The organism is Cellulosimicrobium sp. SH8 (assembly GCF_025818875.1).
In the GTDB taxonomy this organism is placed as follows: Bacteria; Actinomycetota; Actinomycetes; order Actinomycetales; family Cellulomonadaceae; genus Cellulosimicrobium; species Cellulosimicrobium cellulans_D.
The window spans coordinates 553,322-570,425 of sequence record NZ_JAMXMH010000001.1 but is presented as its reverse complement, the minus strand read 5'-3'; the positions used below and the strand labels follow the sequence as shown (position 1 = coordinate 570,425).

Genomic DNA, 17,104 nt, shown 5'->3' with positions numbered 1-17,104 from the left:
CGCGTGCACGGGTCGCCGCGGGGCCGCCTGGGTGGTGACGAGGCGTGGGCGGCGTCGGGCAGACTGTGCCGGTGCCCGGATTCGCCGTCGTCGACCTCGAGACCACGGGGTTCTCCCCTCGCCTCGGCGACCGGGTGGCCGAGGTCGCGGTGGTCCTGGTCGACGACGCGGGCCGGGTCGAGGACGAGTGGTCCACCCTGGTCAACCCCGAGCGCGACCTCGGGCCCCAGCACGTGCACGGCATCGCGGCGGCCGACGTCGCGCTCGCCCCGACGTTCGACCGCGTGGCCCCCGCGCTCCTGCGCCTGCTCTCCGGTCGCGTCCTCGTGGCGCACAACGCGGCCTTCGACACGCGGTTCCTGCGCGCGGAGATCGGGCGCGCGGGCATCGCGGCCGCGATCGACCCCGTCGCGTGCCTGTGCACGCAGCAGCTCGCGAGCCGCTACCTCACGGGCTCGCGCGCGCTCGCCGCGTGCTGCGCGGCGGTGGGCGTCGTGCACGACGACGTCCACTCGGCCCTGGGCGACGCGCGCGCCACCGCAGGGCTGCTCGGGTACTACCTCGACGTGGCGGCCGACGACGAGTGCTGGGACGCGGCGCGCGCCGCGGCCGACGGGGTGCGGTGGTCGCTGCCGGCCGCGCTCCCCGGCGTGGAGCCGGTCCTGCGGGGCGCCAGCCGCGCCCACGGGCACTGGCTCGCCGGGCTCGACGAGGCGCCGGGCGCCCGCACGGGTGCCCCGCACGCACGGACCGAGCGCCCGGACGCCGACACCGGGACCTACCTGCGCCTGCTCGACGCCGCGCTCCTCGACCGCTACGTCTCGCACTCGGAGCGTGCGGCGCTCCTCGCCGAGGCGCGGCGGGCCGGGCTCGACCGGCCCAGGGTAGAGAGCGTGCACCGCGACTACCTGACCGCCCTCGCCCGGGCGGAGCTCGACGCCCTCGACGGCGCGACCTCCGCGGGCGACCGCGACGACGGCGGCTCCGTCCGCGACGACCCCGCCCTGCACGAGGTCGCGGGCCAGCTCGGCCTCGACGCCGACGACGTCGCCGGAGCCGTCGAGGCGGCGCTCGGAGCACGGCTCGCCGCGGAGCTGGCCGTCGCACCGCGCCCGGCGTTCGTGCTCGCGGACGGCGACGAGGTCGTGCTCACCGGGTCGATGTCGCGCACGCGCGAGGCCTGGGAGCGCGACGTGCGCGCCGCCGGCCTCTGCCCCTGGCCCTACGTGACGCGCCGGAGCCGGCTCGTCGTCGCCGCCGACCCGGACTCGCTCTCGACGAAGGCCCGCACAGCCCGCCGGTACGGCATCCCCGTCGTCACCGAGGCGGCCTTCGCGGCGCTGCTCGCCGCCCGTTCTTCTCAGGCTGCGTGACGTCGGGCCCCGAGTGCGCGAGGCCCGGGCCGATACCTCCTGCAGGGCACGGCGGACGTCGGGTGAAAGTCGGGCGTGCACCCGCACGGAAGGTCGGGCACGAGCACGGCACAGGTGCGAGGCTGGACAGCATGAGCACAGGCGGCACGCTCGGCACGGCACCCGACACCGACGCACTCGTCGACGGGCTCTTCGCGCTGCCGCTCGAGCAGTTCGTCGTCGCCCGTACCGCGGCGGCGAAGGAGCTCAAGGCGTCGGGGGACGCCGTCGGCGCTGAGCGCGTGGCACGGCTCGCCAAGCCGACCGTGGCGGCGTGGGTCGTCAACCAGGTCGCGCGCGAGCGGCCCGACGACGTCGCGGCGCTCGTCAGCCTGGGCGACGAGCTGCGCGACGCGACGACGGACCGCGACCGCACGCGCATCCGCACCCTCGACCGGCTGCGGCGCGAGCGCGTGGAGCGCGTCGTGGGCGAGCTGCGCGACGCGGGCGAGGTCGCGGGCCGGGCGGTGTCCGCGACGGCGCTCGACCGGCTCGCCGAGACGCTCACCGCCGCGGTCATGGACCCGGACGCGGGCGCGCTCGTCCGCGCCGGTCGGCTGTCGCAGGCCCTCCAGCACGTCGGGTTCGGGATCGTCGACGAGGGCGGCGAGCCCGCCGACGTCGTCGAGCTCCGGGCGCGGACCGGCGGTGCGGCCACGGGCACAGGCGGGCCCGGTGCAGCGGACCCGGAGGCGAGCACGACGCACGGCGGGCGCGGTGCCCGGTCCGCGCGGGACTCCGGCCCGGCCGACGGCGAGCCTCCCGAGGAGGACGCCGTGGCGGCCGCCGAGCGGGAGGTCGAGGAGACGGCGGCCGAGGTCGACCGCCTCGAGGCCGAGCGCGACGAGGCGGACGCGCGCGGGCGCGCGGCGAGCGACGCCGTCGGGCAGGTGGAGGACGAGCTCGGGCGCGTCGAGGACGAGCTGGCCCGGCTCGCCGACGAGCGCGAGGACCTGCGCGCGCGGCTCGCCGAGGCGCGCGACGCCGCGGCCGCGGCCCAGGAGTCGCTCGACGGCGCCGACGCGCGGCTCGACGAGGCGGAGGGACGCGCCGCGGCAGCCCGCAAGGCCCGGCGCACCGCACGCCGCGGTTGAGCCGCCCGGCCGTCCCGGCGTCCGCCGCGTCCGTGCCGCGCGGACCGGCGCGCTGGGAGCGGTAGGGAATCCCCGTACGCCGGTGCGGGAGAACCACACGATCGGCCGCCGACCGTTGACCTGCGACGGGTGCGGCGGCACCGTCGGCCCATGCCCACCACCGCACGCGGCGACGACGCCGCCCGCTCGGTCCCGGCCCCGCCCTCGGCCTCACCCCGGCCCCGTCGCCGCCGCCTCGCCGTGCTCGTCGGGATGGTCGTCGTGACCGCCGCCGGGCTGGCGGGGACGTCCGCCGGCGCCGCGAGCGCGGCGGCGGGCGACGCCGTCGTGCACGTCACCACCGCGAACGAGCTGCGCACGGCGCTGGCCGCCGCCGCGCCGGGCCAGACGATCGAGCTGGCCGACGGGACGTACGTCGGCAACTTCAAGGTCACGGGACGGGCCGGGACGGCGAGCGCCCCCGTCGTGCTGCGCGGGAGCGCCGCGGCCGTGCTGCGCACGTCGAGCGGCGGCGGGAACGTCCTGCACCTGACCGACGCCGACCACTGGACGGTGCAGGGGATCACGCTCCAGCACGCGCAGAAGGGCATCATGGTCGACTCGTCCGACCACGTGACGATCGACGCCGTCACGGTGCACGACCTCGACATGGAGGGCATCCACTTCCGGTCGTCGAGCTCGTACGGGGTCGTGCGCGGCTCGACGATCCACGACACCGGCCAGAACCTGCGCGGCATGGGCGAGGGCGTGTACGTCGGCTCGGCGAACGACTACTCCGACCGGTCGGACCACGTGCAGATCCTCGACAACACCATCGGTCCGCTCGTGCGCGGGGAGAACGTCGACGTCAAGGAGGGGACGACGGGTGGCCGGATCGCCGGCAACACGTTCGTCGGCGACGGGCTCACGGGGGCGAACTACGACGACTCGTGGGTCGACGTGAAGGGCAACGACTACGTCGTCGAGGACAACGTGGGGACGGCCACGACGAAGTCCGGATTCCAGACCCACCAGCAGTCTCCCGGCTGGGGCTGCGGGACCGTCTTCCGCGGCAACCACGCCGACCTCACCGGCGCGACGGGCAGCGGCCGGTACGCGATCGAGGTGACGGTGCACGACCCCGTGACCTGCCCGGTCACGGTGACGGACGACAACACGGTCGTCGGCGGCGACGGGCTCGTGAACTCCGGCGTCCCCGTGACGGCCACGGGCGGCGCCACCCCGACGCCCGAGCCGACGGAGCAGCCCACGCCCGACCCGACCGACGAGCCGGACCCCGACCCGACGGACACCCCGACGCCGGAGCCCGAGCATCCCGCGGAGTGCGACGACGCGTCGCTCACCGCGTGGTCAGCGTCGGCCGTCTACGTCGGGGGCGACCGGGTGCTGCACGGCGGGAGCCTGTGGCAGGCGCGCTGGTGGACGCGGGGCGAGGCGCCGTCGTCCGCGGCGTGGGGGCCGTGGCAGCACGTCGCGCTCTGCTGACGCCCGCGGGTCGGGCGGAGCGGGTCGGGCGGAGCGGGTCAGGCGCCGCGTCGTTCGTCGTCCGCGAACGCGGGACTGAGCCGGGGACGCTCAAGGTTGGACAGGTCAGGACGCCACGGGCCGACCGTGGCACGAAGACCTGGAGGACCACCATGATCAGCACCTACACCGTGGCACCGTTCCGCCCGCTGCCCACCGAGCGCGTCGTGCGCCAGCTCTGGACACGGCCGACCGGCACGCCCGCCGCGCGGACGGGGTACGCGCCCGCCGCGGACGTCTACCGCGAGGACGACGACCTCGTCGCCCGCTTCGACCTGCCGGGCGTCGACCCGGAGCGCGACGTGACCGTCGAGCTCGAAGGTCGCCGTCTGGTCGTCCGCGGCGAGCGTCGCGACCAGCGCGTCGTCGAGGCCCCCGCGGCCGAGACGTCCGAGGGCGAGCAGCCCGAGGCGGGTACGGACGGGGCGAGCACCGACGTGGAGGCCGAGGCTGCCCCGGCCGGGCGGCGCGTCCGCGAGGTGCGGTTCGGCGAGTTCCGCCGCACCGTCACCCTGCCGAAGTCGGCGGACGCCGACGCCGTCCGCGCGTCCTACGACGCGGGCGTGCTCACCGTGACCGTCGCCGGCGTGTTCGCCGGCCGCGCTCCCCAGCGCATCGAGGTCACGCGCGCGGCGTGACGCGCACCGCCGGCGCGACGCACGACGTCGCGCCGGCACCCTGACCCCGGTCGCGCCCGCCCCTGCGCGACCGGGCCACGGACGGGGCCGGCACCCGACGGTGCCGGCCCCGTCCGTCTGCCCCCATGGGGACATCTCCCCACGGATAGGCCGAATCAGGGGCGTATCGGTCCGCTAGCCTTCCCGCCATGCCGAGCATCACGCCTCTGGGCCAGCCCGTGCCCCCGCCCGCCTCCGGCCCCCGTGCGCTCCGGAGCGCCGCCACCGCGGTGGCCCTCGCGCTCGCGCTCGCCGCGTGCTCCGGCGACACGGGTGGGGACGGGCCGACGCCGGTCGCCGTCGGGGCGGAGGAGTACCGGCCGGTCCTCGAGGCGCGGCTCCCCGTCCCCGGGTCCGCCGAGGACGAGGTCTCGCTCGGGCTGGTCTCGCTCGTCGCCGAGGGTTCCACGGTCGAGCTGCGCGTCCTCATGACGCCGCGCTTCGCCGACCCTGACGCGGAGAAGCCCGAGGAGCACTCGGCGTACGACATGCTCGGGCACGACCACAACCCGACGATCGTCGACGTGGACGCGCTCACCGAGTACGACCTCATCTCCTCCGGCGGGACCGACCTCGCGACCGACGTGGTCGCGGCGAAGACCGTGAACGGGCGCCCGCTCCTGTACCAGGCCTGGTTCCCGCGCCCCGCGGGCGACCCGGTCGCCGTCGACGTGCGGCTCCACGAGTCGTGGCCCCCGTTCGAGGACGTCCCGGTGACGTACGAGGTCGAGGAGTGAGCGGCGTGCGCCGCGCCGCCGTCGCGTCGCTGGCCGCGGTCGTCGTGACGACGACCCTGCTCGCGGCCGCCGCAACCCCGGCGTCCGCGGAGGACGATCCCGGCACCGACCCGACGCCCGACGTCCCCGGGATCGACGCGCTCACCCTCGACGACCTCGGCGGGCCTCCCAGCCGTGAGTCGCTCGACAAGGCCGTGCGGCACTTCGACCCCGGCGTCGCCACGACGTTCGAGACCGCGGGCGCCGTCACGTCCTTCGAGTACGTCGAGGTCGAGGAGGACGAGGTCGTCGTCACGCTCGAGACGGACGTGCTGTTCGACGTCGGCTCGGCGGAGCTGTCCGACGCTGCGGTGCAGCGCGTCCAGGAGGTCGCCGCCGACCTGCCCGACGGCGTGACCGCGAGCGTCGCGGGCCACACCGACTCCGTCGGCGAGGAGGCGGACAACCTCGACCTGTCGCAGCGCCGGGCGCAGGCGGTCGCCGCGGCCGCCGCAGCGGTGCGCCCCGACGTCGCGTTCGACGCGGTGGGCCACGGGGAGTCGCAGCTCAAGGTCGAGGAGGGCGGCGACGACCTGGCCGACGACCGCGCCCAGAACCGGCGCGTCGAGCTGCGCTACTCGGGCACCACACCCGGCGAGGGCGGGATCGAGATCGAGGAACACGAGCTCACCCCCGTCGACGCCGACCACGTCCCGGCCGACGGGCCCCGGATCGACCTCGTCGAGGACGGCGAGACGGTCGTGGAGAAGACCGTCGTCGTGCCGAACGACGAGGGCCGCGAGGAGCGCGTGCGCGTCGCGATCGAGCCGATCGTCGTACGCGGCCCGGTGATGCGGCTCCGCGTCCAGCTCACGCCGCTCGACCCGGTCGACGGGGAGACGGACCGGATCTCCGTGTACGACCTCACGGGCCGGGGCGAGCTGCACCCGTCCGCCGTCGACCCGTACGCGCTCGTCTCCTACGAGCCCGTGCGCGGCAGCGGCGCGCGCGAGCTGGAGAGCGACCCGATCTTCGTGCGGACCGCGGTCGGGCAGACCGCGCGGTACGAGGTGTACCTGCCGCGGCCGCTCGACGACTCGCTGTCGTCGCTCTACGTGAACGTCGCGCCGACGTGGCCGACGTTCGAGGACGTCCCGCTGGTCGGGGACTGACCGCTACGCGCCGCGACCCAGGAAGGACCGCAGGGCCTCGGTGGCCAGCGCGTGGTCGTCGCCCTGGGCGAGCCCCGACACGGTCACGACGCCGACGATCCCGACGCCCTCGACGCGCACCGGGAAGGCTCCGCCGTGGGCGGCGAACTCCTGCAGCGGGAGCTGGTGCTGGTCGGCGAACGTCGTCCCCTTGGCGCGGGCGCGCAGGCCCACGAGGTACGACGACGCCCCGAACCGCTCGACGACCCGCACCTTGCGCTCGACCCAGGAGTCGTTGTCCGGGGTCGTGCCCTCGCGCGCGGCGTGGAACACCTGCTGGGGGCCCTTGCGGACGTCGATCGTCACGGGCAGGTCGCGCTCGTCGGCGAGCTCCACGAGCAGGCAGCCGAGCCGCCACGCGTCGTCGTGCGTGAAGGCGCGGAGCACCAGGTCACGCTCGTCCGCCTCCACGGAGGCGATGAGGGCGGCGAGGTCGTCGGGCGTCGTCGTCATGCCGCTCATCGTGGCACGATCACGCCGTGACGACGACGCCGCCCCCGCCCGCCCGCGAACCTCTCGACGCGCTCGCCTTCTCCCTCCTCGACCGCGCGTCGGGCGTGCTGCTCGCCCAGGCGGCGGGCGACGCCCTCGGGGTGCCGTACGAGTTCGCGGAGCCGCCCGGCCCGGGGCAGCCGGAGGCGGTGGCGGTCATGCGTGGCGGCGGCCTCGGCCCGTACGCGCCCGGCGAGTGGAGCGACGACACGCAGATGTCGGTGTGCGTCGCGCGGGTCACGGCCGCCCACGACGTGCTCTCCCCCGTCCCGGAGGCGTTCGGCGCGACCCCGCTCGACGAGGTCGCCGCCGCGTTCGAGGCGTGGCGCACCGGGGGCGCGACCGACGTCGGGGCGCAGACGGCCGCCGTGCTGCGCGACGCCGCCGCCCGGCGCGGACCCGCGGCGACGCGCCTGCGCGAGGCGTCCGCCGCGCTGCACGCGGCGACCGGGCGCACGGCCGGGAACGGCGCGCTCATGCGCACGGGCGTCGTCGGGCTGGTGGCCCTCGGCGACCGGGCCGCGACCGCCCGCGCGGCCCGGGCCGTCGCGGAGATCACGCACACCGACCCGCTCGCCGCCGAGTCGTGCGTGCTCTGGTCGGAGGCGGTGCGGGTCGCGGTGACCGAGCAGCGGCTGGACGTGCGCGCGGGGCTGGACCTCCTCGACCCGGACGCCGCGGCGCGCTGGTCGGCGTGGATCGCGGACGCCGAGCGCGCGCGGCCCACGGCCGACCTGCGGCAGAACGGCTTCACCGTCACCGCGCTCCAGGCGGCGTGGCACGCCATCGTGACCACGTCCGCGCCGCAGGGCTCGACGTTCGCCCACCGCGACCACCTCGCGGCGGCGCTCCAGGCCGCCGTCTCGATCGGTGGCGACACCGATACGGTCGCCGCCATCGCCGGCGCCCTGCTCGGTGCGTGCTACGGAGCCCGGGCCGTGCCGCACGAGTGGGCGCGGGCCGTCCACGGCTGGCCCGGGATCGCGCGGCGCCAGCTCACCGCGCTCGCCCGGCACACCGCACAGGGCGGCCTCGTCCGCGCGGGCGCGCTCGCGCCGGCCGACGCCGAGCCGGTGCGCACGCAGTTCTGCCCGCTGTGCGGGACGCTCGTCGGCTGGAACCCCCGCTACCCGCGGCACGTGTGCGCGTGGTGCCAGGCCGACGTCACCGACGAGGCCGGGCGCGCGGTCTCGCTGTCCAACGTGGACTTCGGCGGCGGCTACCAGGCGCACTACCTCGACCGCTCCCCCGCGTCCGACGCGGTGCGGAGCGGGCGCGTCTGGATCGGCGGCATCGAGCACCAGGCGCGCGACGCCCGCTTCGGCGGCATCGTCGTCGAGCCCCTCGACGAGCCGTCCCCCTGACGCGCCGAACCCGGGGTCGTTCCCCAGCGCGAGCGTGCGCTGGGGAACGACCCCGGGTTCGGCGGCGGTCTCAGCCGCAGGAGACCGCCGGGTAGGTGGCGTCCTGCGAGGAGGTGGCGTCGCCGTCGGAGACGGTTCCTGCCACCGTGACGGAGCCCGCCTCGGCCGCGACCGACCGCGACGAGAACGACTGGTACGCGGCCTTGCCCGGCGCGACCGCCGCGAACGTCCGCGTGCCGAACGGCGTCGCGAGCGTGACGTCGGCAGGAACGTCCCCCGTGTTCGTCGCGCGGACCGCGACGTACGCCGTGCCGGCGAGGCAGCGCGCGCTGGTCTCGACGTCGAGCACCGGGCCCGCCGCGTCCTCGCGCCGCAGCGTCACCCGGTCGACTACGCGCTGCGACCCGGTCGTATACGTGGTGACCGTGAGGGACGTCGGGGTGACGTCGAGGTCGGAGTAGCTCGCCTCGCGGGACTGCTCCCAGCGGGCCGTCCACGGCTTGGCGCCGTCGAAGTCGTAGAACTTGGAGCCCGACGACGAGTTGCCCGTGAGGTAGAGGACCTGGTCCTCGTCCGGGGTCAGGACGTCGCCCTCGGCGGGCGCCTCCGCCGGGACGACCGGCGTCGCACCCTCCATGAGGTACGAGCGCGTGTAGATGTGGTCGTGGCCCGCGAGGACGAGGTCGACGCCGAGGTCGCTGAAGACGGGCGACAGGGCCTCGCGCATGCGCACCACGTCGGTGTCGCGCGAGTGGAACGCCTGGCTGTACAGCGAGTGGTGGAACGTCACGACGACCCAGTCGTACGCGTCGCCGTGCGTCCCGAGCACGTCGCGCAGGAAGGCCTCGTGGCCGGCGATCTCGGCCGGGTCGGAGTCGTTCGAGTCGATCGCGACGACGAGCACGTTGTTGTAGGAGTACCAGTAGTCGCGGCGCTGCTCGGTCGAGAGGTTCGGCATCGCGTAGTGCTGGTCGTACAGCGCGGACGCGGTGTCGTGGTTGCCGTCCTGGACGGCGAAGCGCACCTCACGCATCTGGCGCGGCGCGAGGAACCCGGTGTACTGCGCGGTGCTCCCCGCGTTCTCCACCTGGTCGCCCGCGGAGATGAGGAACGCGGTGTCCGGGTGCCGCGCGGTCATCGTGTCGAGGTTCGCGGCCCACCGAGCGGCGTCGTTCGTCGCGTTGCCGCTCGCGCCGATCTGCGCGTCGCCGATGAAGAGCGCGCTGAACTCGTCGTCGAACGTGCCCGTGGTGAAGGTCGTCGGCGCGGACCAGCCGGTGGCCGCGCTGCCCACCCGGTACGCGTACGCCGAGTCCTCCTCGAGGCCGGTGATCGTGGCGTGGTGGTAGGTCGAGCCGTCCGCGGCCGCACCATCCCGGGACGACGACGTCGCCGCGGCCTGCCAGTCGACCTCGCCGCCCGCCTCGTCGACGCGGGCCCACTGCACCTCGCCCGCGCCGGGCAGGGTCGAGAACCAGGCGACGTTCGCCTGCGTCTCGTCCGCGCCGACGTTGAGGGCGACGTCGCGCACCTCGCCGTGCGTCGGGACGAGCGAACGGACGTCGAGGTAGATGTCCGAGCTCGTCGGCGCATCCTGGTAGAGCGCGACCGAGATCGTGTTCTCGCCGGGCTCGAACGCGTCGGCCGGGACGACGAACGTGCCCGTCACCGGGTCCGTGCGGCCGTTGCCGTGGTACTGGAGGTTCTCCGTGATCTCGCGGCCGTCGTCGCCCAGGCGCACGACCTCCTCGCCGTTCACGTAGACGATGACGGCGTCGTCGTAGACGATCTCACCCTCGAACGCCGGGACGCCGTCGAGGTCCGCCGCGGTGAGCTCCACGTCGGTGCGGAAGAAGAACGTGGGGACGTCCGTCGTCGTGCCGGGGATGTACTGGGTCAGCAGCGTCGTGATCGGGAACGCGTCCCCGATGCCCGTCGCGGCGCCGCGCTTGGCGCCGAACGTGCCGGTCGCGGACTTCCACGCGGAGTCGTCGAACGCGGTGGTCGTCCATACGCGCTGGTCCGCCGCGGTGCTGGTCGAGGTACCGGCCGGGTTCGTGTTGTCGTCGAGGTAGCGCCAGGTCGTGCCGGACGTCGAGAGCAGGGACTCGTCGGCGGCGGCCGTCGAGGTGGCGGTCGCGGCGACGAGCACCGTCCCCACCAGGGAGACGGCGAGCGCCGACGCCGCCGCGCGCGTCAGCGCGCCGGGCAGCCGGGAGGCGTGCGGGATCATGGGTTCCTTCGCAGGTCAGGGGTCCGCGCGGCGACGGCCGTCGGACCACCGTGGCGGCGCCGGACCCGTGGTGGGAAGCGCTGTCACCGTACGGAGCCGGGGTGGCGGGCACCCGTCGTCCCGGTGAACTCCCGTGGGCGGGCAGGTGGCCGTCGCGGACGAAGTCCCGGAACGCGCGACGCCGCGCCCCCGGGATCGGGGGACGCGGCGTCGGGACCGACGGGCGGGACGCCGGGTCAGGCGCCCTGACGTCGCCGCAGGACGAGGACCGTGGCGCCCAGCGCGACCAGCACGAGCGCCGCGAGAGCGACGCCCCCGGCCTGTGCGCCGGTCGTCGCCAGACCGTCGGAGCCGTCGTCGGCCGGGTGCGCCGGGGTGGTGGGCACGACCGGGGTCGTCGGCGTCGTGGGTTCCGTCGGGGTCGCGGGATCCGTCGGGGTCGGCGGTGCGGGCTCGTCCGCCGTGTTGGTGAGCACGACGGCGACGTCCGCTGTCGTGCCGATCTCGACGCGCACTGTCCCGTCGTCGCCCGGCTCGACGGCTGCGCCGTCCACGTGCCACGCCGGCTCGCCCCACACGACCCCGTCCACGTCGGGGAAGCTGGGCTCCCACAGCACGACCTCGGTGCCCAGCGGAAGGTCGTCCAGGGTCGCGGAGCCACCGACGGGCACGGTGAGCTCGCCCGTCGTCCCGTCGGCGTCGTACACGACGGTGAACGTCGTGCCCGCCGGCACGGCCGAAGCCGCGTCACCCACGACCTCCTTGGTGAGCGTCAGGCCGCCGGTCTCCACGACCGGATCGGTCGAGCACGGGACGGCGCCGGCGAAGAGGTACGCGTGCGCCTCGCCGCCGAGCAGCGTGAGGTTCCGCGCGACGACCTGGCCGTCGAGCGGGGCGGCCTCGACCGTGAGGTCCGCCGTCGGGGCGTAGACCGAGCCGTCGAGGCGTGTCCCGCCCGCACCGAGGGTGACCGCGCCGTCGAGCTGCGACAGGTCCCACATCACGAAGGAGGCCGCCGCGCCGGCTCCGCCGAACACGGAGCCGCGGAGCTCGGTCGTCCCGGCGGGGACGGAGACGATCAGCGGGGCGTCCGCGGACGGGAGCACGCCGTCGGCGAACTGCACCGTGTACGCGTCCGCGATCGCGGCGTAGTCGACGACGTTCGGGCGTCCGGGCTCGAGCGCCGAGAGCACGACCCGGTCGCCGGCATCCTCGGCGACGGTGAGCACGTGCGCCGCACCGCTCGGCACGAGGTTCGCGAGGCACTGGCGCACGTCGGCGGGCTCCCTGGCTCCGCTCTCGACGTACGCCGCGACGGCGTCACGCTCGGTCGCCACGGTCGCGGCACCGGCGGGCCACTTCTGGTTGGTCGCGTCGATCGCCGGCGCGTCGTCGACCGTCGTGCGGTACCGCACCCAGTCACCCCGCTGATAGGTGTCGAACGCCGGGTCGTCGCCCACGACCTTGAGGTAGCCCTGGAGCTCAGCGCCGCTGCCCTGCGGCACGCCCGCGTTCGTGATCTGCGCCAGCCCGGAGGACGGAGCGTACGAGCCGACGAGCAGACGGGTCGGGTCGCCGTCGACGGTCGGGATGGTGTAGTCCGCGGTCCCCGCCACCTGGTGGACGATCGCATACGTGCCGCCGTCGGCCCGGACGGTCAGCTCGCCGCCCACGGCGATCGACCCTTCGGTCTCGTGGTTGTCGAGGCGGGCGTCCTCGCGGGCGTAGACGCTGAACCCGCCGGCCAGGTCGAACGGGTTGACCGCGTCGGCGGCGGCGGCGCTCGTCGCGGGGACGACGAGCCCGGCGCCGGCGAGGAGGCCGACGGCGAGAAGCGCGGCAGCCGGCCGTCGACGTTGCCGGCGGGAGGTCTCGTGGGACTGCTGTTGAGGTGTCAAGGTCGGGCGGGTCATCACTACCTGGGTCTCGGTGTCGCGGGCGACGGGGTCGGACGACCCGTCCCGACCACCGTAAGCAGACCTGGACGAGCGTCCAGGTGCGCGGCCGGGTGAAGTCGCACCGGTGTGAGCAACCCCACCGAGGCGCCCCGGCGTTGCCTCCGCATCTATCCCGGATGTCCGGTCTGTCGTCCCTGCGACCTCAGGAGACGCCGAGGCGCCCGATCAGGCCGTCGCCCAGGACGCGACGGGACGTCGGACGTCGGGCACCGGGGGGGTGTGCCTCCCGATGCGCCCCGGTCACCGCCCGACGACGACCCGGACGTGGTCCGCCGCCGCGTCGGCGAGGTCCGCGCGGAGGCCGTCGAACAGGGCGACGCTCGCCGCGCCGGGCCAGCCCGGGGGCAGCGCGGAGAGCGGCAGGCCCGGGTCGACGTACGGGACGGGCCGCCAGTCGTCGACCGCACGCACCCACCGGGCGAACGCGGCACGGGGCGAGGCCGCCTCGTCATCCGGCCGGGCGTCGTCGGGCCGGGCGCTCTCAGGCCGGGCGCCCTCGGCCCAGCCGACCTCGGGCCGCGAGCCGCCGTGCCGCGCGAGGAAGTCGCGGTGCAGCGCGGCGACCCGGTCGAGGTCCCACCACCGCGCGGCGGCGTCGGCGAACGACCCGGCGACGCGGGGCGGCCCGGCCACGAAGACCGTCGCGGCCTCGCGCACGCCCAGGCCGACGAGGATCTCCTCGACCTCGTCCACGAGGTGCCCCGGCGCGATCCACAGGCCGTCCGCGACGGTGCCGGCACCGATCCACGCGAGGTGTCGCCGGAGCTGGTGGCGCACGGCACGCTGCTCCTCCGGCAGCGAGTACGACACGAGGCACCACGCGTCGTCGTCACCCTGCTGCCGGTAGGCGAAGATCCGCCGGTCGCCGCGCTCGAGCATCCGCCCCGCCTCAGGGGCGAGCCGGTACGCCGCGCGTCCGCCGACCGTCTCGGGGACCAGCAGCCCCTTGGCCTTGACGCGCGATATCGCTCCGCGCGCCCCGACGGACGGGACGTCGAGCGCCTCCAGCAGCTCGACGAGGTCGGCCACCGCGACCACGCCGCCGAGGTCGCGCAGGTACAGCCCGACGACGGTGCGCAGGAGCGACGTCGTGCTCCCCGGGCGGGAGTCGAGGTCGTCGAGGATCACGCGGCCCCGTCCGCGACGACCTCCAGCAGCGCGTCGCGCACGGCCTCGACACCGACGCGCACCTCGTCGAAGCTCGTCGAGAGCGGCGACAGGCCGAGGCGCAGGCCGTCCGGACGACGGAAGTCGGGGATGACGCCGCGCTCCCACAGCCGCGGGAGCGTCGCCTCGAACGCGTCGTGGTCGACGGTGACGTGGCTCCCGCGGCGGGCCGGGTCGCGCGGCGACGCGTAGCGCGCGCCGAGCGGGAGCAGCAGGTCATCCCCGAGGGCCGTCGCGTGCTCCGTGAGCGCGACCGACTTCGCCCGCACCGCCGCGATCCCCGCCGTGTCCAGGAGGTCGAGCATGTCCTGCATCGCGAGCATCCCGACGATCGCGGGCGTCCCCGAGAGGAAGCGCCGGACGCCGTCGTGCGGGGCGTACGCCGGGCCCATCTCGAACGGCGCGGCGCTACCCATCCACCCCTGGATCGGCTGGGTCAGGGCGCCCTGGAGGTCGGTGCGGACGTAGCCGAACGCGGGCGCGCCCGGGCCGCCGTTCAGGTACTTGTACGTGCAGCCGGCCGCGAGGTCGACACCCCAGGCGTCGAGCTCGACCGGCAGCGCGCCGACCGAGTGGCACAGGTCCCACAGGACGAGCGCCCCGGCGTCGTGCGCGAGCGTGGTGATGGCCGCGGCGTCGCTCACGTACCCCGAGCGGTACGCGACGTGGCTGAGCAGCACGAGCGCGGTGCGGTCGGAGAGCACCGCGGCGACCTGCTCGGGCGTGACCCCGGCGTCGTGCTCGGGCGTGATCCACCGCAGCGTCGCGCCGTGCTCGCGCGCGACGCCCTCCAGCACGTAGCGGTCGGTCGGGAAGTTCCCGGCGTCGAGCACGACCTCGTCGCGCCCCGTGACCTGCGGCGCCGAGAGCGCGGCCCGGACGAGCTTGTAGAGGATGACCGTCGTCGAGTCCCCCACGAACGTCTGGCCGGGCGCCGCGCCGAGCGTGACCGCGCCGATCCGGTCGCCGAGCGTGAGCGGCAGGTCGTACCACTCCTCGTCCCAGCCGCGGATGAGCCGCGCGCCCCAGCGCTCGGTCGCGAAGCGCGCCAGACGCTCGGCGGACGCGCGCGTCGGCCGGCCGAGCGAGTTCCCGTCCAGGTAGGCGGTGACCTCGTCGGAGTCGACGAACGCGTCGCGGAACGGCGCGAGCGGGTCGGCGGCGTCGAGCGCGGCGGAGCGCGCGGCGTGGTCCTCGGTCATGGTCGTCCTTCCGGTGGAGCGGAGTCTCGGGCAGGGTCGCGCGCCGGGTCGAGCACGGTGTCGCGCTCGACGACGACGGCGCGCGCGAGCCACGCGGCGACGGCGTCGGGGTCGTCGAGGTCGGGCATGTCGCCGGGGACCCAGGTCGCGAGTGATGCGTTCGCGCTCGACTGCTGCGTCCCGGGACGCAGCGCTCGGCCGGGAACGCAGCGCTCGGCCGCGGCGTCGTGCGTGAGGGCGGCGACGAGCGCGTGCGCGTCGAGGCCTGCCGCCGCGAGCGCCCGCAGCTCGCGCGCGTTGACGCCGGGCGGCAGCGGCCCGTTGCCCAGGTCGGTGCCGTAGACGACCGTCCCGCCGAGCGCGACGAAGCGCCGCACGTTGTCGATGGCGACGTCCTGCGGGGCGGTCGGCCTCCCCCACCCGTGCACGTCGAGCGTGCTCACCCACGACATCCCCGGGCCGCCGAACACGACGTTCGTGTCGCTATCGAGCTCATACCGACGCCAACCACGTGCTCGACCGGGAGCAGAGTCGTGCTCGGCGGCGAGCCTGTCGTCGGCCGACCGGTGGGGGCCAGGGTGGCCGTCGCGAGGGCGGACCATCGCAGCGAGGAGGTCGTCGGGCAGGCGCTCCGTGAACGGGGCGTGCGCGAAGCGGTCGACGCCCGCCTCGAACGCGCGGGCCGCCATGCCCCGCCCCTCCACGTGCGCGACGACGTCCCGACCCCGCGCGTGGGCGTGGCCGACGAGCGCGGCGAGCGTGACGTCGTCGGGCACCGGGCCGGCCTCGGAGTGCAGGGCGACCTTGACGAACGACGCGCCCGCGGCGACCTGGCGGTCGACGGCGGCGTCGGCCTCGTCGGGGCTCGCGACCCCCTCGACGGCACCGCGCGGCGCCCACGACCGGTCGGACGGGTAGCCGCCGGGCGCGGTGAGGAACGCGCCCGCGTACGCGACCTCGGGGAAGCCCGGCGTGCCGGGCCAGGTGCGCGCGACGTCGGGCACCCACCCCAGGTCGTGCACGACGGCGATCCCGCCGCGCCGCACCGCGACGGGGTCGACCAGGCCGAGGTGCACGTGCGCGTCGACGAGCGGCGGGAGCCAGGTGCCGCCGTCGCCGGGCCGGCCGAGGGACCTGCCGCTCACGCCCGCCCGATCTCCGTGCGCACCGCGAACAGCTCGGGGAAGAACGTGAGGTCGAGCGCCTTCTGGAGGAACCCGACGCCGCTGGACCCGCCCGTCCCGCGCTTGGTGCCGATGATGCGCAGCACCGTCTTCATGTGGCGGAACCGCCAGAGCTGGAAGTTGTCCTCGAGGTCGACGAGCTCCTCGCACGTCTCGTACGCGGACCAGTGCGCCTCGGGGTCGTCGTAGATGCGGCGGAAGACCTCGACGAGGTCGTCGTCGAGCGTGTGCGCGACGGTGAGGTCGCGGTCCAGGACGCGCTGCGGGACGTCGTGCCCGTGGCGGGCGAGGTGGCGCAGGAACTCGTCGTAGACGCTCGGCTCGGTGAGCAGCCGGGCGAGCTCGGCGCGGGCCTCGGGCTCGGCGTCGAACACCGCGAGCATGCGCGCGTTCTTGTTGCCGAGCAGGAACTCGACCGCGCGGTACTGCCACGACTGGAAGCCCGACGCGTGCCCGAGGAACCCGCGGAACTGCGCGTACTCGCTGGGTGTGAGCGTCGCGAGGACGGACCACTGCTCGGTGAGCGTGCGCTGCACGTGCTTGACGCGCGCGATGCGCTTGAGCGCGGCCCCGAGCTCGTCGGCCGCGAGGAGGTCGCGCGCGGACCGCAGCTCGTGGAGCACGAGCTTGAGCCAGAGCTCGGTCGTCTGGTGCTGGACGATGAACAGCATCTCGTCGTGGTGCTCGGGGTCGCTCACCGGCTCCTGCGCCCCGAGCAGCGTGTCGAGGTGCAGGTACGACCCGTACGTCATCTGCTCGCGCAGGTCCGTGACGATCTCGGACTCGAGCGCGCGCTCGTTGGGCGCGGGCAGCGGTGCGTCGGCCATCCGTCGAGCGTATGTCACGAACGTGACGACCGCTAGATCCATG

At 75.4% G+C, this 17,104-nt stretch carries 14 protein-coding genes; 7 read left to right on the top strand and 7 right to left on the bottom strand.

Annotated elements, in window-relative coordinates; translation table 11 throughout:
• Window positions 1-71: 71 nt before the first annotated feature.
• The 6 genes from NF338_RS02460 to NF338_RS02435 all read left to right on the top strand — a co-directional run bounded on the left by NF338_RS02460 (window position 72) and on the right by NF338_RS02435 (window position 6,595).
• Entirely contained in the window at window positions 72-1,373 is a 1,302-nt protein-coding gene (locus NF338_RS02460; protein ID WP_264029324.1) for an exonuclease domain-containing protein, read from the top strand.
• A 131-nt stretch (window positions 1,374-1,504) separates the two neighbouring features.
• Window positions 1,505-2,506: a hypothetical protein gene (locus NF338_RS02455; protein WP_264029323.1), complete on the top strand. Its 1,002-nt coding sequence runs from the start codon at window positions 1,505-1,507 to the stop codon at window positions 2,504-2,506.
• Window positions 2,507-2,656: 150 nt separating this feature from the next.
• Window positions 2,657-3,991 carry a right-handed parallel beta-helix repeat-containing protein gene (locus NF338_RS02450; RefSeq protein WP_264029322.1) on the top strand — a complete coding sequence of 445 codons (1,335 nt, stop codon included), beginning with the start codon at window positions 2,657-2,659 and terminating at the stop codon, window positions 3,989-3,991.
• A 152-nt stretch (window positions 3,992-4,143) separates the two neighbouring features.
• A complete protein-coding gene (locus NF338_RS02445; RefSeq protein ID WP_264029321.1) occupies window positions 4,144-4,668 on the top strand; it encodes an Hsp20/alpha crystallin family protein in 525 nt (174 codons plus the stop codon).
• 188 nt (window positions 4,669-4,856) lie between these two features.
• A complete protein-coding gene (locus NF338_RS02440; RefSeq protein WP_264029320.1) occupies window positions 4,857-5,444 on the top strand; it encodes a hypothetical protein in 588 nt (195 codons plus the stop codon).
• A gap of 5 nt (window positions 5,445-5,449) precedes the next feature.
• Window positions 5,450-6,595 carry an OmpA family protein gene (locus tag NF338_RS02435; protein WP_264029319.1) on the top strand — a complete coding sequence of 382 codons (1,146 nt, stop codon included), beginning with the start codon at window positions 5,450-5,452 and terminating at the stop codon, window positions 6,593-6,595.
• Between the two features lie 3 nt (window positions 6,596-6,598).
• Here NF338_RS02435 and NF338_RS02430 read toward each other — a convergent pair whose 3' ends face one another.
• A complete protein-coding gene (locus NF338_RS02430) occupies window positions 6,599-7,087 on the bottom strand; it encodes a heme-degrading domain-containing protein (protein ID WP_264029318.1) in 489 nt (162 codons plus the stop codon).
• 26 nt (window positions 7,088-7,113) lie between these two features.
• Here NF338_RS02430 and NF338_RS02425 point away from each other — a divergent pair, with 26 nt between their 5' ends.
• Complete coding sequence (locus NF338_RS02425) at window positions 7,114-8,490, top strand: ADP-ribosylglycohydrolase family protein (RefSeq protein ID WP_264029317.1); 1,377 nt, start codon at window positions 7,114-7,116, stop codon at window positions 8,488-8,490.
• 70 nt (window positions 8,491-8,560) lie between these two features.
• Here the strand turns inward: NF338_RS02425 and NF338_RS02420 are convergent, their stop codons facing one another.
• The 6 genes from NF338_RS02420 to kynA all read right to left on the bottom strand — a co-directional run bounded on the left by NF338_RS02420 (window position 8,561) and on the right by kynA (window position 17,061).
• On the bottom strand, window positions 8,561-10,723 hold the full coding sequence (locus NF338_RS02420; protein WP_264029316.1) for a fibronectin type III domain-containing protein: 2,163 nt from the start codon (window positions 10,721-10,723) through the stop codon (window positions 8,561-8,563).
• A 236-nt stretch (window positions 10,724-10,959) separates the two neighbouring features.
• Window positions 10,960-12,636 carry a collagen-binding domain-containing protein gene (locus NF338_RS02415; protein WP_264029315.1) on the bottom strand — a complete coding sequence of 559 codons (1,677 nt, stop codon included), beginning with the start codon at window positions 12,634-12,636 and terminating at the stop codon, window positions 10,960-10,962.
• Window positions 12,637-12,921: 285 nt separating this feature from the next.
• Window positions 12,922-13,809, bottom strand: coding sequence for a PaaX family transcriptional regulator C-terminal domain-containing protein (locus NF338_RS02410; protein ID WP_264029314.1), 888 nt, complete (start codon window positions 13,807-13,809; stop codon window positions 12,922-12,924).
• On the bottom strand, window positions 13,806-15,050 hold the full coding sequence (locus NF338_RS02405) for a kynureninase (RefSeq protein WP_264029313.1): 1,245 nt from the start codon (window positions 15,048-15,050) through the stop codon (window positions 13,806-13,808). Before NF338_RS02405 ends, NF338_RS02410 begins: the two co-directional genes overlap by 4 nt.
• Entirely contained in the window at window positions 15,047-16,195 is a 1,149-nt protein-coding gene (locus NF338_RS02400) for an amidohydrolase (RefSeq protein WP_264029312.1), read from the bottom strand. Before NF338_RS02400 ends, NF338_RS02405 begins: the two co-directional genes overlap by 4 nt.
• Window positions 16,192-17,061, bottom strand: coding sequence for a tryptophan 2,3-dioxygenase (gene kynA / locus NF338_RS02395; protein WP_264029310.1), 870 nt, complete (start codon window positions 17,059-17,061; stop codon window positions 16,192-16,194). The genes NF338_RS02400 and kynA overlap by 4 nt, the downstream gene beginning before the upstream one ends.
• Between the last annotated feature and the right edge of the window lie 43 nt (window positions 17,062-17,104).

Coding starts and splice junctions, on each gene's coding strand:
- NF338_RS02450 (WP_264029322.1), top strand. CDS start 2,657: ATGCCCACCACCGCACGCGGCGACGACGCCGCCCGCTCGGTCCCGGCC.
- kynA (WP_264029310.1), bottom strand. CDS start 17,061: ATGGCCGACGCACCGCTGCCCGCGCCCAACGAGCGCGCGCTCGAGTCC.
- NF338_RS02415 (WP_264029315.1), bottom strand. CDS start 12,636: ATGACCCGCCCGACCTTGACACCTCAACAGCAGTCCCACGAGACCTCC.
- NF338_RS02405 (WP_264029313.1), bottom strand. CDS start 15,050: ATGACCGAGGACCACGCCGCGCGCTCCGCCGCGCTCGACGCCGCCGAC.
- NF338_RS02440 (WP_264029320.1), top strand. CDS start 4,857: ATGCCGAGCATCACGCCTCTGGGCCAGCCCGTGCCCCCGCCCGCCTCC.
- NF338_RS02420 (WP_264029316.1), bottom strand. CDS start 10,723: ATGATCCCGCACGCCTCCCGGCTGCCCGGCGCGCTGACGCGCGCGGCG.
- NF338_RS02430 (WP_264029318.1), bottom strand. CDS start 7,087: ATGACGACGACGCCCGACGACCTCGCCGCCCTCATCGCCTCCGTGGAG.
- NF338_RS02455 (WP_264029323.1), top strand. CDS start 1,505: ATGAGCACAGGCGGCACGCTCGGCACGGCACCCGACACCGACGCACTC.
- NF338_RS02445 (WP_264029321.1), top strand. CDS start 4,144: ATGATCAGCACCTACACCGTGGCACCGTTCCGCCCGCTGCCCACCGAG.